This window comes from Dickeya oryzae, from assembly GCF_009372235.1.
In the GTDB taxonomy this organism is placed as follows: domain Bacteria; phylum Pseudomonadota; class Gammaproteobacteria; order Enterobacterales; family Enterobacteriaceae; genus Dickeya; species Dickeya oryzae.
In genome coordinates, this window is sequence record NZ_ML762920.1 from 59,088 (window position 1) to 81,547 (window position 22,460).

General features: G+C 49.3%; 23 protein-coding genes and 1 riboswitch. Of the genes, 17 read left to right on the forward strand and 6 right to left on the reverse strand.

Annotated elements, in window-relative coordinates:
- Positions 1-12: 12 nt before the first annotated feature.
- The 4 genes from FAZ14_RS00250 to mntP all read left to right on the forward strand — a co-directional run bounded on the left by FAZ14_RS00250 (position 13) and on the right by mntP (position 3,229).
- Positions 13-810 (forward strand): PTS mannose/fructose/sorbose transporter subunit IIC, encoded by a 798-nt coding sequence (locus FAZ14_RS00250; RefSeq protein ID WP_016941442.1) that lies wholly within the window; start codon positions 13-15, stop codon positions 808-810.
- A 14-nt stretch (positions 811-824) separates the two neighbouring features.
- Positions 825-1,661, forward strand: a complete 837-nt coding sequence (locus FAZ14_RS00255) for a PTS mannose transporter subunit IID (RefSeq protein ID WP_016941443.1) — start codon at positions 825-827, stop codon at positions 1,659-1,661.
- 150 nt (positions 1,662-1,811) lie between these two features.
- A complete protein-coding gene (locus tag FAZ14_RS00260) occupies positions 1,812-2,270 on the forward strand; it encodes a DUF986 family protein (RefSeq protein WP_016941444.1) in 459 nt (152 codons plus the stop codon).
- Positions 2,271-2,465: 195 nt separating this feature from the next.
- Positions 2,466-2,649, forward strand: a riboswitch (yybP-ykoY riboswitch).
- A gap of 7 nt (positions 2,650-2,656) precedes the next feature.
- Positions 2,657-3,229 (forward strand): manganese efflux pump MntP, encoded by a 573-nt coding sequence (gene mntP, locus FAZ14_RS00265; RefSeq protein ID WP_038925851.1) that lies wholly within the window; start codon positions 2,657-2,659, stop codon positions 3,227-3,229.
- Positions 3,230-3,279: 50 nt separating this feature from the next.
- Here the strand turns inward: mntP and rlmA are convergent, their stop codons facing one another.
- The 3 genes from rlmA to FAZ14_RS00280 form a co-directional block, all read right to left on the reverse strand.
- Positions 3,280-4,092, reverse strand: coding sequence for a 23S rRNA (guanine(745)-N(1))-methyltransferase (gene rlmA, locus FAZ14_RS00270; protein ID WP_153508145.1), 813 nt, complete (start codon positions 4,090-4,092; stop codon positions 3,280-3,282).
- An 81-nt stretch (positions 4,093-4,173) separates the two neighbouring features.
- Complete coding sequence (cspE, locus tag FAZ14_RS00275; RefSeq protein WP_012769694.1) at positions 4,174-4,383, reverse strand: transcription antiterminator/RNA stability regulator CspE; 210 nt, start codon at positions 4,381-4,383, stop codon at positions 4,174-4,176.
- A gap of 39 nt (positions 4,384-4,422) precedes the next feature.
- Positions 4,423-4,539 carry a DUF2627 domain-containing protein gene (locus FAZ14_RS00280; protein ID WP_071526204.1) on the reverse strand — a complete coding sequence of 39 codons (117 nt, stop codon included), beginning with the start codon at positions 4,537-4,539 and terminating at the stop codon, positions 4,423-4,425.
- A 1,573-nt stretch (positions 4,540-6,112) separates the two neighbouring features.
- Between FAZ14_RS00280 and FAZ14_RS00285 the strand changes: the two genes are divergently transcribed.
- On the forward strand, positions 6,113-6,970 hold the full coding sequence (locus tag FAZ14_RS00285; protein WP_016941446.1) for a fructosamine kinase family protein: 858 nt from the start codon (positions 6,113-6,115) through the stop codon (positions 6,968-6,970).
- Between the two features lie 121 nt (positions 6,971-7,091).
- Here the strand turns inward: FAZ14_RS00285 and FAZ14_RS00290 are convergent, their stop codons facing one another.
- Positions 7,092-7,640 (reverse strand): YniB family protein, encoded by a 549-nt coding sequence (locus FAZ14_RS00290; protein WP_016941447.1) that lies wholly within the window; start codon positions 7,638-7,640, stop codon positions 7,092-7,094.
- 266 nt (positions 7,641-7,906) lie between these two features.
- Positions 7,907-8,239: a cupin domain-containing protein gene (locus FAZ14_RS00295; protein ID WP_012884640.1), complete on the reverse strand. Its 333-nt coding sequence runs from the start codon at positions 8,237-8,239 to the stop codon at positions 7,907-7,909.
- A 322-nt stretch (positions 8,240-8,561) separates the two neighbouring features.
- On the opposite strand from FAZ14_RS00295, the gene kduI reads away from it, so the two are divergent.
- From kduI to FAZ14_RS00350, 11 genes are all read left to right on the forward strand, one after another.
- Complete coding sequence (gene kduI, locus FAZ14_RS00300) at positions 8,562-9,398, forward strand: 5-dehydro-4-deoxy-D-glucuronate isomerase (protein WP_153507853.1); 837 nt, start codon at positions 8,562-8,564, stop codon at positions 9,396-9,398.
- 180 nt (positions 9,399-9,578) lie between these two features.
- Positions 9,579-10,340, forward strand: coding sequence for a 2-dehydro-3-deoxy-D-gluconate 5-dehydrogenase KduD (gene kduD, locus FAZ14_RS00305; protein ID WP_153507854.1), 762 nt, complete (start codon positions 9,579-9,581; stop codon positions 10,338-10,340).
- A 260-nt stretch (positions 10,341-10,600) separates the two neighbouring features.
- On the forward strand, positions 10,601-12,232 hold the full coding sequence (gene pelW / locus FAZ14_RS00310; RefSeq protein WP_153507855.1) for a pectate disaccharide-lyase PelW: 1,632 nt from the start codon (positions 10,601-10,603) through the stop codon (positions 12,230-12,232).
- Between the two features lie 43 nt (positions 12,233-12,275).
- Positions 12,276-13,166: a carbohydrate ABC transporter permease gene (locus FAZ14_RS00315; protein ID WP_016941452.1), complete on the forward strand. Its 891-nt coding sequence runs from the start codon at positions 12,276-12,278 to the stop codon at positions 13,164-13,166.
- Positions 13,159-14,061 carry a carbohydrate ABC transporter permease gene (locus FAZ14_RS00320; RefSeq protein ID WP_012884636.1) on the forward strand — a complete coding sequence of 301 codons (903 nt, stop codon included), beginning with the start codon at positions 13,159-13,161 and terminating at the stop codon, positions 14,059-14,061. The genes FAZ14_RS00315 and FAZ14_RS00320 overlap by 8 nt, the downstream gene beginning before the upstream one ends.
- 13 nt (positions 14,062-14,074) lie before the next feature.
- Positions 14,075-15,202, forward strand: a complete 1,128-nt coding sequence (locus FAZ14_RS00325; protein WP_012884635.1) for an ABC transporter ATP-binding protein — start codon at positions 14,075-14,077, stop codon at positions 15,200-15,202.
- 14 nt (positions 15,203-15,216) lie between these two features.
- Entirely contained in the window at positions 15,217-16,509 is a 1,293-nt protein-coding gene (locus FAZ14_RS00330) for an ABC transporter substrate-binding protein (RefSeq protein ID WP_012884634.1), read from the forward strand.
- 249 nt (positions 16,510-16,758) lie between these two features.
- A complete protein-coding gene (gene kdgM / locus FAZ14_RS00335; protein WP_016941453.1) occupies positions 16,759-17,481 on the forward strand; it encodes an oligogalacturonate-specific porin KdgM in 723 nt (240 codons plus the stop codon).
- Positions 17,482-17,749: 268 nt separating this feature from the next.
- Positions 17,750-18,718, forward strand: a complete 969-nt coding sequence (gene paeX, locus FAZ14_RS00340; protein WP_153507856.1) for a pectin acetylesterase PaeX — start codon at positions 17,750-17,752, stop codon at positions 18,716-18,718.
- A gap of 77 nt (positions 18,719-18,795) precedes the next feature.
- On the forward strand, positions 18,796-19,374 hold the full coding sequence (locus tag FAZ14_RS00345) for a metal-dependent hydrolase (RefSeq protein WP_033581386.1): 579 nt from the start codon (positions 18,796-18,798) through the stop codon (positions 19,372-19,374).
- A 145-nt stretch (positions 19,375-19,519) separates the two neighbouring features.
- Complete coding sequence (locus FAZ14_RS00350; RefSeq protein ID WP_016941456.1) at positions 19,520-20,911, forward strand: L-cystine transporter; 1,392 nt, start codon at positions 19,520-19,522, stop codon at positions 20,909-20,911.
- Between the two features lie 106 nt (positions 20,912-21,017).
- Here FAZ14_RS00350 and osmE read toward each other — a convergent pair whose 3' ends face one another.
- Positions 21,018-21,347 carry an osmotically-inducible lipoprotein OsmE gene (gene osmE / locus FAZ14_RS00355; RefSeq protein WP_012884629.1) on the reverse strand — a complete coding sequence of 110 codons (330 nt, stop codon included), beginning with the start codon at positions 21,345-21,347 and terminating at the stop codon, positions 21,018-21,020.
- A gap of 228 nt (positions 21,348-21,575) precedes the next feature.
- Between osmE and nadE the strand changes: the two genes are divergently transcribed.
- Positions 21,576-22,400 carry an ammonia-dependent NAD(+) synthetase gene (nadE, locus tag FAZ14_RS00360; RefSeq protein WP_153507857.1) on the forward strand — a complete coding sequence of 275 codons (825 nt, stop codon included), beginning with the start codon at positions 21,576-21,578 and terminating at the stop codon, positions 22,398-22,400.
- The last annotated feature ends 60 nt before the right edge of the window (positions 22,401-22,460 follow it).

Below are 22,460 nucleotides of genomic sequence, written 5' to 3' on the forward strand. Positions count from 1 at the left end.
AGGAGAAGTACCATGGAGATCACCACGCTTCAAATCGTGCTGATATTTATTGTGGCCTGTATTTCAGGTATGGGTTCTATTCTCGACGAATTCCAGTTTCACCGGCCACTGGTGGCTTGTACCCTCATCGGGCTGGTGCTGGGCGATCTGAAAACCGGGATTATTATCGGCGGTACACTGGAAATGATCGCATTAGGCTGGATGAACATCGGTGCGGCGGTTGCACCCGATGCGGCCCTCGCCTCCATCATCTCGACCATTCTGGTTATCGCTGGCGGCCAAAGCGTCGGTGCCGGGATCGCTCTGGCTATCCCGCTGGCCGCCGCAGGTCAGGTATTGACCATTATTGTGCGCACTATCACCGTTGCCTTCCAGCATGCCGCTGACAGCGCAGCCGAACGCGGTAACCTTTCCGCTATCAGTTGGATCCACGTTTCCGCCCTGCTGTTGCAGGCCATGCGTATTGCTATCCCTGCGGTGATTGTTGCCGTTTCAGTCGGGACAGAAGCGGTACACAGCCTGCTCTCTTCCATCCCCGAAGTGGTCACCACTGGGTTGAATATCGCCGGCGGTATGATCGTCGTCGTCGGTTATGCGATGGTCATCAACATGATGCGCGCCGGTTATCTGATGCCCTTCTTCTATTTGGGCTTTGTTACCGCCGCTTTCACTAATTTCAATCTGGTCGCACTGGGTGTCATCGGTGTTGTTATGGCGGTGCTGTATATCCAGCTCAGCCCTAAATACAACAAAGCTCATGGTGCAGCGGCTGCATCGTCAAACAACGATCTCGATAACGAACTGGATTAACAGGAGAGCAAGCCATGGTGGACACCACAAAGAAACTGACTCCCAGCGATATTCGCGCTGTGTTCCTGCGCTCGAACCTGTTCCAGGGGTCGTGGAATTTTGAACGTATGCAAGCCCTGGGCTTCTGCTTTTCCATGGTACCGGTGATTCGTCGCCTCTACCCGGAAAACTCGGAAGAACGCAAACAGGCGATTAAACGCCATCTGGAGTTTTTTAATACACAGCCGTTTGTCGCCGCCCCGGTTCTGGGCGTAACAATGGCAATGGAAGAACAGCGCGCCAACGGCGCACCGATCGACGATGGGGCGATAAACGGCCTGAAAGTCGGGTTGATGGGGCCGCTGGCCGGTGTGGGTGACCCGATATTCTGGGGAACAGCGCGTCCTGTCTTCGCGGCGCTGGGTGCTGGCATCGCCATGAGCGGCAGCCTGCTTGGCCCTATCCTGTTTTTTGTATTGTTTAATCTGGTGCGCCTGTTGGTGCGCTATTACGGCGTGGCTTACGGTTACCGCAAAGGGGCGGATATCGTGAGTGACATGGGTGGCGGCTTGCTGCAAAAAATGACTGAAGGGGCGTCGATTCTAGGGCTCTTCGTCATGGGGGCGCTAGTCAACAAATGGACCCACGTTAACATTCCGTTGGTGGTATCGCGTGTAACCGGGCAGGACGGGCATACTACCGTCACGACGGTGCAATCGATACTTGACCAATTGATGCCCGGTTTAGTGCCGTTACTGCTGACATTTGGCTGTATGTGGCTTCTGCGCCGCAAAGTGAATGCACTTTGGTTGATTGTCGGCTTTTTCGTTATCGGTATCATCGGTTACTGGATTGGCGTGTTGGGACTCTGACGCAACTGGCCGGGGCAACCCGGCCATGTTATTTTTGTATTGTTAGACAGAGAGATTGTTAAACTGTCATCGCCTTACGTTCCTGACGATATTTGCCACTTTCACCATCCAAATCGTTTTTAGCGCCTCTCACCACCATTGGAGTTGTACATGACTTTTACCGACGTTGTTCTGATGGTCTCTATTGCCTTGTCACTGCTATACGCCATTTACGATGAGTTCCTCATGGGTCGACGGCATGGTCATACCCTGCTCAAGGTGCAATTGCGACGAAAACATCGACTGGATGCGCTGATCTTTATCGTATTGGTGGCGATACTCATCTACAAGAATGTCACAACACAAGGCGCTTACCTGACAACATTGCTGCTTTTTTCGCTCATACTCATGGCGATATATCTCACCATGATTCGTTACCCAAAATTACTCTTCAAAGATCAGGGTTTCTTTTATGCCAATACCTATATTCCTTATCATCGTATTAAAAATATGAATTTATCAGAAGACGGCATTCTGGTGATTGGGCTTGAAAAAGGGCGACTACTGGTGGCGGTCAATGATTTGGATGATTTAGAGAAAATATATAATTTTATGATTGAAAATCAATAAAATGAAATAAATTCGCTTTGCGAATAAATCACAACCCATATTAACCTAATATATCTGGTTGCTATTTTAACCACGTAGCATTGTTTTAATTTTCATCAATTTTTTCAACCCCCCTAGAGATGAAAATAATTCTCAATTTCAATTAAACCCATATATTATTTATTGTTGTTTCCTGCAGGAATAATATGGTATCTTTGCGCCGTCCTTGGGGAGTAGCCGATTCCTGATGTCTCACATTCAGGAATGCTCGTATCAACATACTCGTTCTTCACTGAACGTGGTACGGGCGGCCAGACTGGCAGGCGAGACCATAGACACGTGATCCGTCGTCTGGTTGGGGGGGGATTACGTGGATATGGAGAACTGCCCAGCCGAGGCCATTTATTATGAATTTATCCGCTACACTCATTCTTGCTTTTGGCATGTCTATGGATGCGTTTGCTGCGTCTATTGGTAAAGGTGCCACACTGCACAATCCCCGTTTCCGTGAAGCCATACGAACCGGTCTCATCTTCGGTTTTGTCGAGGCATTGACGCCGTTAATCGGTTGGGCGCTCGGATTTTATGCCAGCCGTTTTATTCTTGCCTGGGACCATTGGGTTGCTTTCAGTCTGCTGCTTATTTTGGGCGGACGTATGATTGTGCAAGGGTTAAAAGGCGAAGACGCCTGTAACTGCGAGAAAATCTCTAAACACAGTCTGTTCGTTTTGGTGTGTACTGCTGTCGCCACCAGTCTGGATGCGATGGCGATTGGCGTCGGGTTGGCCTTCCTGCAGGTGAATATCTTCCACACCGCGATGGCGATTGGCTGCGCCACCATGATCATGGTGACAATCGGCATGATGATTGGCCGATATGTCGGCCCCATCCTGGGTAAACGAGCCGAAATTCTTGGTGGCGTGGTGCTGATCGGCATTGGCTGCAACATTCTTTACGAACACCTGTTCGATCTCGCCTGATGAATACACCAACGGGCAGTTTCCGCCGCCCGTTGGTTACTCCACGCACTTCAGCCTTCGCGCCGGTGAAATCGAATCAGAAAATCGGTTTCACACGCAAACTGCGATTCTGCCATTAATCCATCACGAACATCCGGCGTCGCTCGCCATGCAAATGGTGTCATCTGTAACAGACTGGCGGCATCGGTTCCCGTCATCGACATGCGATACTCTAGCCGCTCGACGGTTTCCAGCACAAACCCCGGAAATACTTCATCAATTTCAGGGTGCGGTTTGACATCCTGATAGACCCGCGCTTTGAGCGACAATAAATGGTTGGGCCCTGGAGAGACGGTCATCACCCCTCCTCCAGGCTGAATAACCCGCGCCAGTTCGTCGCTATTGCAGGGCGCATAGATTTTCAATACGGCAGCCAGAGAGTTGTCCTGAAAAGGCAGCCGTTGGCTGGAGGCCACACAAAACATGACCTGGGGATAGCGTTTTGCCGCTCGCTGTATCGCCGCTTTAGACACATCCAGCCCATAAACAGGCATCTGCTGAGGGGCGAGTTTGTCCGCCAGCGCGGCTGTGTAATACCCCTCGCCACACCCAATATCCAATAATGCCCCCGGCAGTCCCTGCATGCACACAGACAGGCGCTCTGATACCCGATCGCGCAGCGGCTGATAGTGCCCATTATCAAGAAAAGCCCGGCGGGCCTGCATCATTTCAGCACTGTCTCCCGGCTGTTTGGAGCGCTTAAACTGCACTGGCAGTAAATTGACGTACCCTTCCCGTGCGCGATCAAAATGGTGTCGTCCACAAGACCAACGATCGGATTCGGCGTATAGGGGTTGATGACATAGAGGGCATTGATAAGGCACTGACGATTTTTGCATAGCGTTCTTGATGATGAGAAAAGCAAAAAACCCGCACAAGGCGGGTTTTATGGCATGAGCTGGAAATTACAGCGCAACAACATTCACTGCAGAAGGACCTTTCTGTCCATCCTGAATTTCGAACTCAACATTCTGGCCTTCAGCCAATGTTTTGAAGCCGTTGCCCTGAATTGCAGAGAAGTGTACGAACACGTCTTTGCTGCCATCAGCCGGAGTAATGAAACCGAAGCCTTTAGACTCGTTGAACCACTTAACCTGACCTTTAATCTTTGCCATTTCAAAGTTTCCTTGAATAGTTTAAACCGCACTAAGGCGTTATACAGAAAAACCAGAGTCGTTACTGCTTGAGGCACTAAAATAAGGATCGGCAGAGAAGTGGTATTCAACGCTAACGTTTGTACTCAAGACTTCTTTACTGAAAATGCCATTCATATACAGAACTGTACCTCGTTTTACCCAGATGCGTTATTACATACTATGTAATCGTTGGCAAGCCATTTTTTACCAGCAATGGACATGTCGCACAAATTAGAACCTTTAATGTATCATTAATATCCACTCTACAATATTCCGGGATATTGATACACCAAAGCATTCTCTTCGGTGCACCCAACCATTTGATTATGTGCACGGTATTTCAATTACGCAAGTCGCTATGATCGACTTATTGCTGAATGGACTATGCCATAAAAAAATAATATTACTCATCAATCACAGGATGCAGTCGCTGTCCAGACACTGTTGGCAAAAACTGTGACTAAGGCTTTCTTTTTTACTCCTTTGTAATAAGAGAACCCCTCAAACCGGTCAGCATGACAGAATGTCTATACCCAAAATAATTCGAGTTGCAGGACAACACGCTCGTGTGTTGAACAACGCCACGCGTTGGCCCTTTAGGGCAAGGCTCGTTAGAGCCTTGTAACGCGGCAATCGAGCGACAAATTCGTTGGGAACGAATTTGACCAGCCAACGGCTGGCCTCCGGTGAGAGACAGGATGTCTCTCATTTCATCCCCTGGAGCTTACACAAGTCAGTGACTGGGGTGAGTGACAAATTGGCGAAGCCGATTTGAACGCTGCTGGCAGCGGCCCCGAAGGGGCAAGGTCCATGAAGTGGGCCGAGTAACGCAGCCAACGCACCTGCAACTTGAAGTATGAAGGGTATATTTCTAATCGTGACTATCCGCTTTTATAATAATGAAACATAGCAAATAGATATGAAAAATAGTTCTGAGCATTCTCAACAGCCGCCCCTCAGAACGCAAACGCATGCTAAGCATGGGTAACCGTATCGCCATATAGCCCGCCACCGTCGTCCTGGTGTTGCCAGACACGTGTTAGTCTGATTAATAAATCGACACACGGGCAACGCTCGCTTTACCGGGTCATACATTCAACACCCGGAACAGAGATAACATTATTTTTGCAAAAAAATGATGTAATCATGATTTATGTCCCGCTTATTACAGATTCATTTCTGTTTTTTAGCCGTAGAAAAAATGTTTATACCCGATTATTACTCGATGACACCGATTGTTTATTTCTCCATGGGGCAATAATGTTACGAAGTTATATTTTTCACACTGCCTGTATCACCACCATGCAGTCGATGTGATCACATATTGCACCGAATAAAAAATTAATCTGCATCAACCTCTGGCGCATCAACCAGTAATAGACAACATCAACTCACGTCAAATTTACTATTCCGTGCGCTCATTTACCGATGTGTGCTCGTTTTTTGATCTCCATCGTGACAACCCCGACACAGCGCGTTATTGTGTCTTTACCGCCACTATCCAATCATTCACGTCTATACCGGCACCGGCGGGTTCATCTTTTTCTGAGGGGCAGACCGGTTAGTCTCAGCATCATGGTGATGCACATCTGCAAACCTCATTTCCGGTAGCAACGATAACGCTGCCAGCTGTGCGCCAGATTCCGTTTTTACTCTGCATAAATCGCTAACGTAATGGTACATCGGCAACATCAACGGGAGGTGACCTATGTGGCAGACGATCGAGCAACTGCTGGAAGAACATCTTGGCCCCGGTGATATCTTGGATCGGCGGGAATTACCCGGTGGTGAAGTTCATTCCGCCTGGTATCTGCGTTACGGCCAGCATGATGTTTTCGTCAAATGCGATGCCCGTGAATTACTGACCAAATTTCGGGCAGAAGCCGAGCAACTGGAGCTCCTGGCTCGTAGCCAAACAGTGCAGGTACCGGCTGTTTATGGTGTCGGCAGCAACCGTGATTACAGCTTTCTACTGCTGGAATACCTCGCCCCTAAACCCGCATCAGCCCACGATGCCTGGCGGCTGGGGCAGCAGTTGGCACAGTTGCATCAATGGAGTGATCAACCGCAGTTTGGGCTTGATTTCGATAATGACCTCTCGACTACCCCTCAACCCAATGCGTGGCAGCGCCGCTGGTCCAGCTTTTTTGCCGAACAACGCATCGGCTGGCAGCTACAGTTGGCGGCAGAAAAAGGGCTACATTTTGGGGATATCGATGCACTGATTACGCAGGTGGAAAAACGCCTTTGTGGTCATCATCCACAACCGTCGTTGCTACATGGTGATTTATGGTCTGGAAATACCCTCAACACCGACCGTGGCTATTACCTGTTTGATCCTGCCTGTTACTGGGGAGACAGGGAATGTGATTTGGCAATGTTGCCACTGCACCCTGAATTACCACCACAGATTTACGATGGCTACCAAAGCATCTGGCCACTGGAGAGGGATTTTGTTGAGCGACAGCCACTCTATCAAATTTACTATCTGCTTAATCGTGCGAACCTGTTTGGCGGCAAACACGTGGTGACAGCCCAGCAAGCGATAGAACATCACTTGTTATAGTGCACAATTGGTCGTCGTATACACATTGTGGTTATCGTATACAGATGGCTATCGCGCATACATTGGTTGTCGTACGCAGGCAATCAGACTCGATACCGGGGCAACACAGGCCCCGGTAAGCTCACCCAACTATACCGACGACTTTCAGCGTCAGGTAACCAATGACGCCAACGACAACTGGCAGGATATATAGCGGAAAGAATTGCAACAAAATCGTATGCCGGGGCAGCTCTACACGTGACTCCAGTTCTTCACGCGTTTTACCTTCATCCCCTTTGACCTTCTCCAGAATTAACTGGTCTTCCAGACCTTCCCGGATATGTTTTACCTGGCGAGACAAACGGGAACCAGACACTTGCAATGCCAGGCCAACAAACATCAGCACATAAATCAGCCAAAACATAACAGTAGCAGGTGACGACAAACGACCAAAGTCAGGAACCGGTGAGTTGTACCAAAAGAGGTTTAAAAACGGTGTATTGAAACGCAGCACCTCAACGACCAGATGTAAAAAGTCCTGCATCACACCATTGATCCCCTGCTTTTTCTCGGTAAAAGCATGAATGAGATTAGCCAGTGAGATAATGGTCGAGAGCAAAGCAGGAAGGAAGACGACCCACCCCGTAATACGCTTAATCACGGCAAAAAGGCCAGCCTGTTGATACGTCATGTGTTCCCCTTGTGCGTGACGTCACGCCCAGTGCCACGGAGGGCAAAAAGTGTGGACCCATAAAACCCGTTAGCAGGGTACTTCAGGTTTTAACAGAGTCAACGTTTTCTTTCCCGGCCACCTGACTACCTATTTTGACGACGATAGCCATCCAAACGATGAGAAGCAGAACATAAGAACAGGATATAAGCAAGGTGTCGACACCGTCGCCGACACCTTAATTAATAGAAGAAAATAAATAGAAGAACGCAGATTATGCGAAAAACTCAGAGGAAGTCGGCACGTTTGGGCGAGAAGGTGTCAATCAGCACACTGCCTTCTTCCAGAGATACCACACCGTGCATTTCATGCTTCACCGCCATGTAAGCATCGCCGGTTTTGAGAATGCGCTTTTCACCTTCGATCACTACTTCGAAGCTCCCTGCCGCGACATAGGCTATCTGATCATGAATGTCGTGCGTGTGCGGCGTACCGATAGCGCCTTTAGCAAAATGGACGCACACCATCATCAGGTCATCGCTCCAAGTGATGATTTTACGTTTGATACCGCCGCCCAGTTCTTCCCACGGCGTTTCGTCGTCAATAAAGTACCTTCTCATGCTTTCTCCTCAAAGGTAATACAACGTGCTTCCCTGATGTGAACAAGGTAACACAAAGGGGTCATGCCGCTATTCTAGTAACAACGGCATCAGATTAAACATAAAATAAGCAAAACCATGACGTCTCTCAAGAAATAAATAAAACATTATTTCATTTTTATTGAATTCACATCTCAACCGCACTATTATCGCGCCATAACACGAAAGAACCGGGCAAAAAAGGTTCAGGTGACGTTGTCACTGCCACGCAAGGTGACCTGTTCCGCCCGGCGCTTTCCTGTCAGGCCATAGCCTGATGTCTATCTGAAAGCGAGGAGCAACCATGCAAGTCCGTCAGAGCATCCACAGCGACCACGCCCGCCAGCTTGATACTGCTGGTCTGCGGCGCGAATTTCTGATCGAACGCATTTTTGATGCAGACGCCTGCACCATGACGTATAGCCATATTGACAGGATCATCGTAGGCGGCGTTATGCCCGTCCATCAGGTGGTGACGATAGGCGAAGACGTGGGAACACAATTGGGCGTCAGCTACTTTCTTGAGCGCCGTGAATTGGGCGCCATCAACATCGGCGGCAATGGCGTAGTCAGCGTCGACGGCGAGCGCTATGAAATTGGTCACGAAGAAGCGATTTACATCGGCAAAGGCGCGCGGGATATCCAGTTTACCAGCGCAGACCCGTTCGCCCCGGCTCGTTTCTACTATAACAGCGCACCGGCTCACACGACTTATCCAACACGCAAGATTACCGCCGCTGATGCGTCGCCTCAAACCATTGGTGATGACGCGACCAGCAACCATCGTACTATCAACAAATATATCGTTCCTGATGTGTTACCGACCTGCCAGCTCACGATGGGTCTGACCAAACTGGCGGAAGGTAGCCTGTGGAACACCATGCCGTGTCATACCCATGAGCGCCGTATGGAGGTGTATTTCTATTTTGATATGGACGAGGAAACGGCCGTGTTTCACATGATGGGGCAACCACAGGAAACACGTCATATTTTGGTTCACAACGAACAGGCGGTGATTTCGCCGAGCTGGTCGATTCATTCTGGTGTAGGCACCAAACGCTACACCTTTATCTGGGGTATGGTTGGCGAGAATCAGGTTTTCTCAGACATGGATCACGTCAAAGTTAGCGAATTGCGCTAGCGGCTTACCCACCAGATTTCGTGTTGCAGGAAAGCGGCAGGCAGGCAACTCCGTATCCCGTAGTGGGGATGGTGAAAGCAGCCACTCGACCGGCAACCTGAAAAATGACGGGTATAACCGGTATTTCCCTACAGTAACAAGCTCACGACACAACATGTCGTTTACAGAGAGATTAAAGCTATGATTCTAGAAGCATTCAATTTACAGGGCAAAGTGGCACTGATTACGGGTTGTGATACCGGCCTGGGTCAGGGTATGGCTGTCGGTCTGGCTGAAGCAGGTTGCGACATCGTCGGCGTCAACATCGTTGAACCGAAAGAAACCATCGAAAAAGTCGCTGCCACAGGCCGTCGTTTCCTCAGCCTGACTGCTGACATGAGCGATATCTCCGGTCATGCTGCACTGGTGGAAAAAGCCGTCGCTGAGTTCGGTAAAGTGGACATTCTGGTTAACAACGCTGGCATCATCCGTCGTGAAGACGCCATCGAGTTCAGTGAAAAGAACTGGGACGATGTGATGAATCTGAACATCAAGAGCGTGTTCTTCATGTCGCAGACCGTTGCCCGTCAGTTCATCAAACAGGGTCATGGCGGTAAAATTATTAATATCGCCTCCATGCTGTCCTTCCAGGGTGGTATCCGCGTACCGTCTTACACCGCGTCCAAGAGCGCCGTCATGGGGATCACCCGCCTGCTGGCCAACGAATGGGCAAAACACAACATCAATGTAAACGCTATCGCCCCTGGCTACATGGCAACCAACAATACCCAGCAGTTGCGTGCTGACCAAGACCGCAGCAAAGAAATCCTGGATCGTATCCCGGCAGGTCGTTGGGGTCTGCCGCAAGATTTGCAAGGCCCGGCCGTGTTCCTGGCATCCAGCGCCTCCGATTATGTGAACGGTTACACCATCGCAGTCGACGGTGGCTGGCTGGCTCGCTAATTTTCTACAAAATTTCTTTATGGACAAAGGCACAATGCATTATTGTGCCTTTCTTTTATCTATCAGCAAGTTACTCTTTCCACTCATCCCCTCCTGGTTTCCAAATTCCCCATAAAAAATTTTCAAAACAACGTTCCGACTTTGATCACACTTTCGATACTGAGCACATGACGAAAATATAACTTGGGCAATATAATCAATCAAAACAATGTTTCTATTTATAAGGAACTGTTTCTTCCAGTTCTGCAAGAAGGTAGTCCATGAGTATTTTTACTGATTTGAACACCAGCAGAAAATGGCAAATCGACCAATGGTTATCGGCGATTAACAGCCACATTGAAAAAATTCAGCAATACGCTCACAGCGCGGTCAATCCCACGCCGTTATTGGCTGACGGATTTGAGATAAAAACACAATCTCCTGTTGTCTGGCGGTTTCCCGATGGCCATGATGCACCAATCTCTAACTTCGCCAGTCAGCAAAACTGGCTGCGTTTATTAATATCCATGAGCGCAGTCACAGAAACAGAAAAATATCGTCAGTCCGCTTTTGCTCAGTGCGACTATTTTCTGAACCGATTCGTCGATGAAAATAGCGGTCTTTTTTACTGGGGCGGCCATCGTTTTATTCATCTCGACACATTAGCCAGTGAAGGACCAGAATCAAAATCGCTGGTCCATGAATTAAAACACCATCTTCCCTATTATGAGTTCCTGTATCAGGTCAATCCTGAGAAAACCCATCATTTTATTCAGGGATTCTGGAACGCGCATGTAGAAAATTGGGATAGTCTGGATTTGGGGCGACACGGCGATTACGCCAAGATACGCGATCCACACGTCTTTGAGCATGCCCGGCATGATGTCGTCGACCCTGCCAAATGGCCGGAGCTACCGTTAACCAAAGGGTTAACCTTCGTTAATGCCGGTACTGATCTTATCTACGCCGCCTTCGCTTACGCCCGCCACAGTGGCGATACACAGGCGGCTGACTGGGGTAAACACCTCTACCGTCAGTATGTGTTGGCGCGTAACCCGGAAACCGGTATGCCGGTTTACCAATTCAGTTCACCATTGCAGCGCCAGCCCGTACCGACTGATGACAATCAAACCCAATCCTGGTTTGGTGACCGCGCGCAGCGGCAGTTTGGTCCGGAATTTGGTGCGATTGCCCGTGAAGCGAACGTGTTGTTCCGCGATATGCGTCCACTGCTGATCGACAACCCACTGGCAATGCTCGATATTTTGCAACACCGCCCTGATACCGAAACACTCACCTGGGTTATCTCCGGCCTGAAAAATTACTACCAATACGCTTATGACATCGACAGCAATAGCCTGCGGCCGATGTGGAACGATGGTCAGGACATGACCGGCTACTGCTTCAAGCGTGATGGTTACTACGGCAAAGCAGGTACCGTATTAAAGCCGTTCCCGCTGGAAGGTGACTATCTGCTGCCATTGGTTCGTGCCTGGCGACTGAGTCACGATAGCGACCTGTATACATTGATCATGACGATGTTGTCACGACTGGAAAAAGAAGGCTTTCATCAGTCCGCCTCCCCATTCCTGTTGTTGGCAATTACCGAACTGGCGCACACTCAGCAATCCGCACAATGGGCGGAATATGCCTGGCAAATGGCGGAAATTTTATTTAAGCGTCATTACCACCACGGTTTATTTGTGCGCTCTGAACACCATCGTTATGTACGCCTTGATGATCCCTTCCCTGCCATTCTGTTGACGTTGATCGCCGCCTGCAGAAATAAATGGCAGGAAATTCCTACGATATTAACCCAGGGGGGATATATCCATGGCGATTATCGGATTAATGGAGAAAGCCGGGTTATTTATGACACGGAGTTTATTTACCCAGAGAAACTAATTCATTGATTTTATTTTTACAGACTCACCATTACAAAAGTAGGTAAGCATTATGAATGAAAACAGAATGCTGGGGTTAGCTTATATCTCCCCCTATATAATAGGGCTGATAGTTTTTACCGCTTTTCCCTTTCTTTCATCGTTCGTACTCAGTTTTACTGAATACGATTTAATGAGTCCGCCCACCTTCACCGGCCTGGAAAATTACCACCGGATGTTTATGGAGGACGATCTTTTCTGGAAATCCATGGGAGTGACGTTTGCTTATGTGTTCCTGACCATTCCGCTGAAACTGATTTTCGCACTGCTCATCGCCTTCGTGCTGAACTTCAAGTTACGTGGCATCGGTTTTTTCCGTACCGCTTATTATGTGCCGTCAATTCTCGGTAGTAGCGTAGCTATCGCCGTATTGTGGCGCGCCCTGTTCGCCATCGATGGGTTACTCAATAGCTTTATCGGCGTCTTCGGTTTCGACCCGGTTAACTGGCTGGGCGAGCCCTCGCTGGCGTTAATGTCGGTTACCTTACTGCGTGTTTGGCAGTTCGGTTCCGCGATGGTTATCTTCCTGGCTGCCCTACAGAACGTGCCGCAATCCCAATATGAAGCGGCGATGATCGATGGTGCTTCGAAATGGCAGATGTTCCTGAAGGTTACCGTACCGCTGATTACGCCGGTTATCTTCTTCAACTTCATCATGCAGACAACGCAGGCGTTCCAGGAGTTTACCGCGCCCTATGTGATTACTGGCGGTGGTCCAACCCACTACACCTATCTGTTCTCGCTCTATATCTACGATACCGCGTTCAAGTATTTCGATATGGGGTACGGTGCCGCGCTGGCATGGGTGCTGTTCCTGGTGGTAGCTGTCTTCGCCGCTATCTCCTTCAAATCGTCTAAATACTGGGTGTTCTATTCCGCCGATAAAGGAGGAAAAAATGGCTGATATTCATTCTCCACTGTCTGCGCAGGACATCGCTGCAGAAGAAGTTCGCCGCACGCTGCGCCGTGAAAAAATCAGCGCCAGCATCCGCTACATCATTTTGCTGGCCGTCGGCATCCTGATGCTTTACCCGTTGGCGTGGATGTTCTCAGCGTCGTTCAAACCGAACCATGAGATCTTCACCACTCTCAGTCTGTGGCCGACACATGCCACCTGGGATGGTTTTATCAATGGCTGGAAAACCGGCACCGAATACAACTTCGGTCACTACATGATCAATACCTTCAAGTATGTGATTCCGAAGGTGGTGTTGACGGTCATTTCCTCCACCATTGTGGCTTACGGTTTTGCCCGGTTCGAGATTCCGTGGAAGAACTTTTGGTTCGCCACGCTGATCGGCACCATGCTGCTGCCAAGCACCGTTTTGTTGATTCCGCAGTACATCATGTTCCGTGAAATGGGCATGTTGAACAGCTACCTGCCGTTGTATGTGCCGGTTGCATTCGCCACCCAGGGATTCTTTGTCTTCATGCTGATTCAGTTCCTGCGTGGTGTACCGCGTGATATGGAGGAAGCCGCACAGATCGATGGGTGCAATTCCTGGCAGGTACTGTGGTATGTCGTGGTGCCGATTCTGAAACCGGCCATCATCTCTGTCGCACTGTTCCAGTTCATGTGGTCAATGAACGACTTTATCGGTCCGCTGATTTACGTTTACAGCGTCGACAAATACCCGATTGCGCTGGCGTTGAAAATGTCTATCGACGTGACAGAAGGCGCACCGTGGAACGAAATTCTGGCAATGGCGAGCATCTCCATTCTGCCGTCCATCATCATTTTCTTCATGGCGCAGCGCTACTTCGTTCAGGGCGTTACCAGCAGCGGCATTAAAGGTTAATAGAGGATTTATCATGGCTGAAGTCATTTTCAACAAACTGGAAAAAGTTTACTCCAACGGTTTCAAAGCAGTCCACGGTATCGACCTGACGATCAAAGACGGCGAATTCATGGTCATCGTCGGGCCGTCTGGTTGTGCCAAGTCCACTACCCTGCGCATGCTGGCCGGTCTGGAAACCATCAGCGGCGGTGAAGTTCGTATCGGCGACAAGATCGTCAATAATCTGGCACCGAAAGATCGCGGCATCGCGATGGTGTTCCAGAACTACGCGCTCTATCCGCACATGACAGTGCGCGAAAACCTGGCCTTCGGCCTGAAACTCAGCAAGATGCCGAAAGACAAGATCGAAGCACAGGTGAATGAAGCAGCCAAAATTCTGGAACTGGAAGAATTGATGGATCGCCTGCCGCGCCAGCTATCCGGCGGTCAGGCGCAGCGTGTGGCGGTAGGCCGTGCCATCGTGAAAAAACCGGATGTATTCCTGTTCGATGAACCACTCTCCAACCTGGATGCCAAGCTGCGTGCCTCAATGCGTATCCGTATTTCGGATCTGCATAAGCAGTTGAAAAAGAGCGGGCATCCTGCGACCAGCGTCTACGTGACGCATGACCAGACCGAAGCCATGACCATGGGTGACCGCATTTGTGTGATGAAGCTGGGCCACATCATGCAGGTGGATACACCGGATAACCTGTATCACTTCCCGAAAAACATGTTTGTCGCCGGTTTTATCGGTGCGCCGGAAATGAACATCAAGCCGGGCAAACTGTTGGAAGAAAACGGTCAGATCTCATTGCAGGTCGGCCAATACACCATGAGCTTGAACCAATCCAAGCAGGACAAAGTCCGCAATTATGTGGGTAAAGATATCTGCTTCGGCGTTCGCCCTGAATACGTCACGGTATCGGAAACACCTTTCGATGGCGGCCATTTCCAGGGAGACCTGGTACGTGCCGAAAACATGGGCCACGAGTTCTTTATGTACATCAAGGTCGATGGGTTTGAGTTGACCAGTCGTATGCCGTCAGACGAAGCGCGGACGATTATCAACAACAGCATGCATCGTCAGGTGTATTTCAAATTTGATATGGATAAATGCCATATCTTTGATGCAAAAACAGAACAAAATATCTCTCTCTAACAGGAGTATAACCGATGAAAAAAGTGATCCTACGGACATTAATTGCCTCTTCTCTGGCGCTGATGGCGCACCAGTCTTTTGCTGCTGATCAGGTTGACCTGCGCATGTCATGGTGGGGCGGTAACGGTCGTCACCAGGTGACACTGAAAGCCATCGAGGAATTCCAGAAAAAGTACCCGGACATCAAAGTTAAAGCAGAATACACCGGCTGGGATGGTCACCTGTCCCGCCTGACTACCCAAATCGCGGGCAATACCGAGCCGGACGTAATGCAGACCAACTGGAACTGGCTGCCGATTTTCTCGCGCACGGGTGATGGTTTCTACGACCTGAACAAGGTGAAAGACGTACTGGATCTGTCGCAATTTGACGCCAAAGAACTGCAGGCCACGACAGTCGACGGCAAACTGAACGGGATCCCGATCTCGGTGACAGCACGTGTGTTCTATTACAACATCGAAACCTGGAAGAAATCCGGCTTAACTTACCCGAAAAATTGGGATGAGTTGATGAACGCCGGTAAAGTCTTCAAGGAAAAACTGGGCGACCAATTCTACCCTCTGGTACTGGAGCATCAGGATTCTCTGGCGCTGCTGAACTCCTACATGGTTCAGAAATACAACATCCCGGCGGTAGACGAGAAGAACAAGAAATTCTCTTATACCGACGCACAGTGGGTAGAATTCTTCGAAACGTATAAAAAGCTGGTCGACTCCCACGTCATGCCGTCTGCGAAGTACTACGCTTCGTTTGGCAAGAGCAACATGTATGAAATGAAGCCATGGATTGCGGGTGAATGGGGCGGCACTTACATGTGGAACTCCACCATCACCAAATACTCCGACAACCTGCAACCACCGGCCAAACTGGAGTTAGGCTCCTACCCCATGCTGCCAGGTGCTAAAGAGGCAGGGCTGTTCTTCAAACCGGCTCAGATGTTGTCCATCGGCAAATCCAGCAAGCATCCGAAAGAAGCGGCCATGCTGATCAACTACCTGTTGAACAGCAAAGAAGGGATTCAGGCGTTGGGCCTGGAGCGTGGTGTACCGTTGAGTAAAGCCGCCGTCGCTCAATTGCGTGCTGATGGTGTGATCAAAGACAACGATCCATCTGTGGCAGGTCTGAATCTGGCATTGTCTTTACCACATGAAACCAAGACATCACCTTATTTCGATGACCCGCAAATTGTCGCATTGTTTGGTGATGCCATTCAGTATATCGATTATGGTCAGAAATCTGTGGAAGAAACGGCTAAATATTTCCAACGCCAGGCTGATCGTATTCTGAAACGTGCAATGAAAGAATAATTGTCATTTGATTTTTTATTTAAAGCCCCGTGCGCTAAGCCGGGGCTTTTTTATTTAAATTGAAACAAAACGAATCATTCTGTCGATCATCGTCACAACTTGAAGTAATTTTGAATTTATTGTGAATCTAAAAGATCAAGATCACAAAATGAAATTAAATAATCCATAAAATAGAACTCGTTCCATAAGAACACATCGCTTTTATTTTTTTATTCTTTTCTTTATCTGTATATATATAGGGAAAATACAATGAAGATTAAATTATTAACTTTGGCTGTTGCATCTCTGGTTAGCGTAAACGCTTTAGCTGTATCCATCGATTATCGTCATGAAATGCAGGATACTGCTAAAGCAGGTCATAAAGACCGTCTGACAATTGCTCATCGCTTTGCTAATGGCTTCGGATTATCTTCCGAAGTGAAATGGGTGCAATCCAGCAAAGACAAAACGCCGGATAAACCCTTTAACGAACAAGTTAGCAATGGCACTGAAGTGGTTGCCAGTTATGTTTACAAATTCAACAACACCTTTTCCATTGAGCCAGGTTTTTCTTTAGATTCAGCATCATCTGGCAACAACTACCGCCCTTACATTCGCGGTCGCGCTAATGTCACCGATGACTTGTCCGTCGCGTTACGTTATCGTCCGTATTTCAAACGTAATAGCGAGAACATAAATAATAGTGATCCTAAAAAAAGCACTATGGATAAAGGGTATACGTTAACTGGTAATATCGATTATACCTTCCTGCAGGCTTACACCATCGGTTACGAGCTGGAATATAAAAAAGCCACCTCAGGTGAGGTTGTTCTTGCCGACAACGATGATTACGAAATCACTCATAACGTGAAATTGTCTTATAAATGGGACAAGAATTGGAAACCCTATGTCGAAGTGGGTAACGTTTCCGGTTCTAAATCCACCGATGAACGTCAAACTCGTTACCGTGTCGGTGTGCAGTACAGTTTCTAATTCACTGATCACGACATCTGGAATATTGCGTCAAAACGGATAATACCATGCTATTAGTGTGGCATTTTTATTATCCAGGTTAATATCTGCCAGGAATTAACCAAACCATCAATTCGTCATTTTGAATTTCTGTGCCTATTTCCCTTTATGGGAAATAATTTTACTCGCCAGTTTGGGTAAACATTTTATTCTCTTCGATGAAATGTTTACCTGTTTTTTATCCCCTCCACCGTCATACTGACTCAATAAACGCAATGGATAAACGGCCATGTCACTACGCAAATTCATTACAGGAACACTTATCATGTCTGTCAGTGGACTCACCTTCGCCGACACTACCTTCCCGATATGGCCGCAAGGCGACGCACCCGGTGCGGTCACATCGTCAGTACAGCAGCAAGTGGTTGAACGCAGCAAAGACCCCACATTGCCAGACCGTGCCGTAACCGGCATACGCCGACCAGAAATCACGGTTTACGCGCCAGAAACCCCTAACGGCATCGCACTATTAATTACCCCTGGCGGTTCTTATCAGCGTGTTGTACTGGATAAAGAAGGCAGTGACCTGGCACCGTATTTCACTCAGCAAGGTTACACCTTGTTCGTCATGACCTACCGTATGCCAGCCGATGGTCATCAGGAAGGTGCCGATGCGCCACTGGCCGATGCTCAACGCGCGATCCGCATCTTGCGTACCCATGCCGCACAATGGCGTATTAACCCCCACCATATCGGCTTGATGGGATTCTCTGCCGGTGGGCATGTTGCAGCCAGCCTCGGTACCCGTTTTGCACAAACCGCTTATCCAGCTCAGGACGAAATAGACTACGCCAGCGCCCGCCCCGACTTTATGGTGCTGATGTACCCCGTCATCTCTATGCAGGAAAATATTGCCCATCCAGGTTCACGTAAAGCGCTGATAGGCTCGCACCCCAGCGACGCACAAATTCAGCGTTATTCCGCAGAAAAACAGGTCAGTACACAAACGCCACCAACATTTTTGGTACATGCGATTGATGACCCCTCGGTGCCAGTAGACAACAGCCTGGTGATGCTGGCAGCACTGCGAGAGCACCACATTCCGGCTGAAATCCATCTGTTTGAACAAGGGAAACATGGTTTTGGTATCCGGGGGACAACCGGACTACCTGTGGCGATGTGGCCACAGTTATTAAATAACTGGATAAAATCACTGCAATTAGATAAAAAGACCGGGAATCAACCAGATAAAACATAACTGGTTACAGCGTCACACCTTCCGTCAACTGCTGCAATCTCTTATACTGTATAAAATGACAGTTTTTGAGATGTTTCATGACCGCGGAAGGCCACCTCCTGTTTGCCGTAGCCAGCGCAATCTTTGCAAAGAAAGCAGAACTCTCGCCCGCTCTGGCAGCGGGTGACTGGTGGCATATTATTCCCGCCGCAATGCTAACGGCCCTGTTACCGGACATCGATCACCCTAAGTCGATTCTGGGCCAGCGCCTGAAGTGGATTTCCGTACCAATCGCCAGGTTGTGTGGCCACCGTGGTTTTACACATAGTTTGCTGGCGATATTGGTCGGCGTTTATGTTATTCGTACCCGGCTACCGGTCGACTGGCCCTTACCGGGTGATGTCTACCATGCCATGATCGTGGGGTATTTAAGCCATATTGTCGCTGATATGCTGACGACCGCTGGCGTACCACTGTTATGGCCGTGCCGATGGCGGTTTCGTCTGCCCATTCTCAATAGCGATAAAGGAAACCAACTGGAACGCATACTGTGTGTAAGCCTTATTCTGTTTATGTTATGGCAACCACAACAACCGCTGGAATCCTGGCACTACGGCGAACCTGCGCGCTGGTTGCAGCAATTCGGCCAACAATTGCATGAATTACTGATGCGTTAAATCAACGCCAACCTCGTTATTCCATTCGGTTTAATCAATGTTAGTTATCTCTATAACCGCAATATAAAAGACCTGCTATTCTACTGCGCTGGCTACGTTTCCTTCTGACCGTAGCGGTGATAAACATTAAAAAAGGAGTAGTGGGATGAATTTTCCGCTGATAATAAATGTGCTTGTTTTTGCTATGCTACTTTTCGCACTAGGGTATGGCGGTAATAAAAGCTGGAGTCTGTCTAAAAAGGTACTGCTGGGGTTGGTTACTGGCGTGCTGTTTGGACTGGTATTACACCTGATCTATGGTGATGACAACCCTGTCATCAAACAATCCATCGCCTGGTTCAACATCGTCGGCAACGGTTATGTGCAATTACTGCAAATGATCGTAATGCCGCTGGTGTTCGTGTCGATTCTTAATTCAGTGGCGCGTCTACACAACGCATCATCGCTGGGGAAAATCAGCCTGCTGGCTCTCGGTACGCTGCTGTTTACCACGCTGATCGCCGCCTTAATCGGTATCTTTGTGACCAATCTGTTTGGGCTTACCGCCTCGGGGCTGGTGCAAGGCTCACAGGAAACCGCGCGGCTATCGACCATTCAGACGAGTTATGTTGGTAAGGTCGCAGACCTGAACGTACCACAGCTGCTGCTGTCGTTTATTCCGAAAAACCCGTTTGCCGACCTGACCGGTGCCAACCCGACCTCAATCATCAGCGTGGTCATTTTCGCGGCCTTCCTTGGCGTCGCCGCCCTGCATCTGGTCAAAGACGATGCAGTGAAAGGTGAACGTGTACTGACGGCGATTGATACTTTGCAGTCCTGGGTAATGAAGCTGGTCCGTCTGGTTATGCGCCTCACACCTTATGGCGTGATGGCATTGATGACCAAAATGGTCGCCAGCTCTAACCTGCAAGATATCCTCAAGCTCGGCGGTTTTGTCGTGGCGTCCTATCTTGGTCTGGGATTAATGTTTGGCGTGCATGCCGTGTTACTGGCGTTGACGGGCATCAACCCTGCCCGCTTCTATCGCAAAGTCTGGCCGGTGCTGAGCTTCGCGTTTACCAGCCGTTCCAGCGCCGCCACTATCCCGCTGAATATCGAAGCGCAAACGCGCCGTATTGGCGTACCAGAATCTATTGCGAGCTTTGCCGCGTCGTTTGGTACCACCATCGGTCAGAATGGTTGTGCAGGGTTATATCCGGCCATGCTGGCCGTCATGGTCGCCCCAACGGTCGGTATTAATCCGTGGGACCCAATGTGGATAGCCACGCTGGCTGGTATTGTCACCCTCAGTTCAGCCGGTGTCGCGGGTGTTGGCGGCGGAGCCACCTTCGCTGCGCTGATTGTCCTGCCAGCCATGGGCTTACCTGTAACGCTGGTGGCGCTGCTGATTTCGATTGAACCACTCATCGATATGGGCCGCACCGCGCTTAACGTCAGCGGTTCCATGACTGCGGGTACCGTAACCAGCCAATTGCTCGGGCAAACCGATAAAGTCGTGTTTAATCAGGATGATGACACGGCATTAACGCACCGTTAATCCCTGTCACAATGTTATAAAGCCATGCCGACAACGTTGATGTTCTTCGCGTCGGCATGGTACTTCTCGTCGGCATAGCACTTCACATCGACATAGCATTAACCACTTAGAATTTCGGGTTGGTGTCGTATTCCTGGCAGCTCTGGAACCCCTTGTTCAGTACATGTCCGGTCTCATCAAAGCTGACAAAGTAGTACTGCACCTTACCGTCGCGGGTACCTAGCACATAAGTATTACAGGTTCCCCTGGCATGGAGCATCGTAGCTTGCGTCGACGCAGGCCCGGCAATCTGATTCACCTCCTGACGACTCATGCCTTTTTTCACGTCCTTCACCACCGGTTTAGTGAAAAAATTTTCTGCGCGATCGTAAGCCACACACCCAGTGAGCATCAGGGTACTTGCTGCGATACACAGGAATAAATCACGTTTCTTCATGGAATGACCTCACTCATTCGCTATCGGTGTTGCTAAGACTAGATAGCAGGCTCAACTTTTTCAAATACCTTATTGTCTTTCAACAGGCTGATAATTGGTGAAAAAGCCCCCGTTCCACTGTAAAACCTCCGGCTTTTTCTTGTTCTTTTACTTCGTCGGAATTAACGTTACTCTTTGGCGATGTGAGTAATTGTTCTGGCACATCAATAGGTTCAGTTGGGGGTGGACATGTCATTACAGCAAGAAATCATCCGGGCACTCGGGGTAAAAGACGCGATTGATCCGGCGCAGGAAATCCGGGTGAGCATTGATTTTTTAAAGAATTATCTGAAGGCGCACCCGTTCGTCAAAAGCCTGGTATTGGGGATCAGCGGCGGGCAGGATTCGACGCTAACCGGCAAATTATGCCAGACCGCTATCACCGAACTGCGTCAGGAAACCGGCAAGGCTGATTATCGCTTTATTGCGGTACGGCTGCCGTATGGCGTGCAAGCCGATGAGCAAGACTGTCAGGATGCGATTCAGTTTATCCAGCCTGATCAGGTGCTGACCGTCAATATCAAACCGGCGGTAGATGCCAGTGAAGCGACGCTGCGCACCATCGGTATTGAGCTGTCTGACTTCGTCAAAGGCAACGAAAAAGCGCGTGAGCGCATGAAAGCACAGTACAGCATCGCGGGCATGAACGCGGGTTTGGTAGTGGGTACCGACCATGCAGCGGAAGCCGTCACTGGTTTCTTCACTAAGTACGGTGATGGCGGCACCGACATTAACCCGATTTTCCGTCTCAACAAGCGACAGGGTAAAGCCTTACTCAAGCTGCTGGGGTGTCCATCCCACCTTTACACCAAAGCGCCAACGGCAGACCTGGAAGATGATCGTCCATCCTTACCGGATGAGATGGCTCTCGGCATCACTTACGAGAAAATTGACGATTATCTGGAAGGCAAAACGCTTGATCCGATTGACGCTGCGATCATCGAAAGCTGGTATCGTAGAACCGAGCATAAACGCCGCCCACCGATTACCGTTTTTGACGACTTCTGGCGCTAATCACCTCGCCACTGCGTTAATTTTCACTGCGTTAATTTCTCTGGGCAGATACGACTTATC

Bases quoted from the DNA above. Each gene is read 5' to 3' on its own strand.
- nadE (WP_153507857.1), top strand. From the start codon at position 21,576: ATGTCATTACAGCAAGAAATCATCCGGGCACTCGGGGTAAAAGACGCG.
- cspE (WP_012769694.1), bottom strand. From the start codon at position 4,383: ATGGCAAAGATTAAAGGTCAGGTTAAGTGGTTCAACGAGTCTAAAGGC.
- FAZ14_RS00260 (WP_016941444.1), top strand. From the start codon at position 1,812: ATGACTTTTACCGACGTTGTTCTGATGGTCTCTATTGCCTTGTCACTG.
- osmE (WP_012884629.1), bottom strand. From the start codon at position 21,347: ATGAAGAAACGTGATTTATTCCTGTGTATCGCAGCAAGTACCCTGATG.
- FAZ14_RS00330 (WP_012884634.1), top strand. From the start codon at position 15,217: ATGAAAAAAGTGATCCTACGGACATTAATTGCCTCTTCTCTGGCGCTG.
- FAZ14_RS00345 (WP_033581386.1), top strand. From the start codon at position 18,796: ATGACCGCGGAAGGCCACCTCCTGTTTGCCGTAGCCAGCGCAATCTTT.
- FAZ14_RS00250 (WP_016941442.1), top strand. From the start codon at position 13: ATGGAGATCACCACGCTTCAAATCGTGCTGATATTTATTGTGGCCTGT.
- FAZ14_RS00325 (WP_012884635.1), top strand. From the start codon at position 14,075: ATGGCTGAAGTCATTTTCAACAAACTGGAAAAAGTTTACTCCAACGGT.
- mntP (WP_038925851.1), top strand. From the start codon at position 2,657: ATGAATTTATCCGCTACACTCATTCTTGCTTTTGGCATGTCTATGGAT.
- FAZ14_RS00315 (WP_016941452.1), top strand. From the start codon at position 12,276: ATGAATGAAAACAGAATGCTGGGGTTAGCTTATATCTCCCCCTATATA.
- kduI (WP_153507853.1), top strand. From the start codon at position 8,562: ATGCAAGTCCGTCAGAGCATCCACAGCGACCACGCCCGCCAGCTTGAT.
- FAZ14_RS00295 (WP_012884640.1), bottom strand. From the start codon at position 8,239: ATGAGAAGGTACTTTATTGACGACGAAACGCCGTGGGAAGAACTGGGC.
- FAZ14_RS00350 (WP_016941456.1), top strand. From the start codon at position 19,520: ATGAATTTTCCGCTGATAATAAATGTGCTTGTTTTTGCTATGCTACTT.
- FAZ14_RS00290 (WP_016941447.1), bottom strand. From the start codon at position 7,640: ATGACGTATCAACAGGCTGGCCTTTTTGCCGTGATTAAGCGTATTACG.
- FAZ14_RS00255 (WP_016941443.1), top strand. From the start codon at position 825: ATGGTGGACACCACAAAGAAACTGACTCCCAGCGATATTCGCGCTGTG.
- kduD (WP_153507854.1), top strand. From the start codon at position 9,579: ATGATTCTAGAAGCATTCAATTTACAGGGCAAAGTGGCACTGATTACG.
- paeX (WP_153507856.1), top strand. From the start codon at position 17,750: ATGTCACTACGCAAATTCATTACAGGAACACTTATCATGTCTGTCAGT.
- pelW (WP_153507855.1), top strand. From the start codon at position 10,601: ATGAGTATTTTTACTGATTTGAACACCAGCAGAAAATGGCAAATCGAC.
- FAZ14_RS00320 (WP_012884636.1), top strand. From the start codon at position 13,159: ATGGCTGATATTCATTCTCCACTGTCTGCGCAGGACATCGCTGCAGAA.
- FAZ14_RS00285 (WP_016941446.1), top strand. From the start codon at position 6,113: ATGTGGCAGACGATCGAGCAACTGCTGGAAGAACATCTTGGCCCCGGT.
- FAZ14_RS00280 (WP_071526204.1), bottom strand. From the start codon at position 4,539: ATGAATGGCATTTTCAGTAAAGAAGTCTTGAGTACAAACGTTAGCGTT.
- kdgM (WP_016941453.1), top strand. From the start codon at position 16,759: ATGAAGATTAAATTATTAACTTTGGCTGTTGCATCTCTGGTTAGCGTA.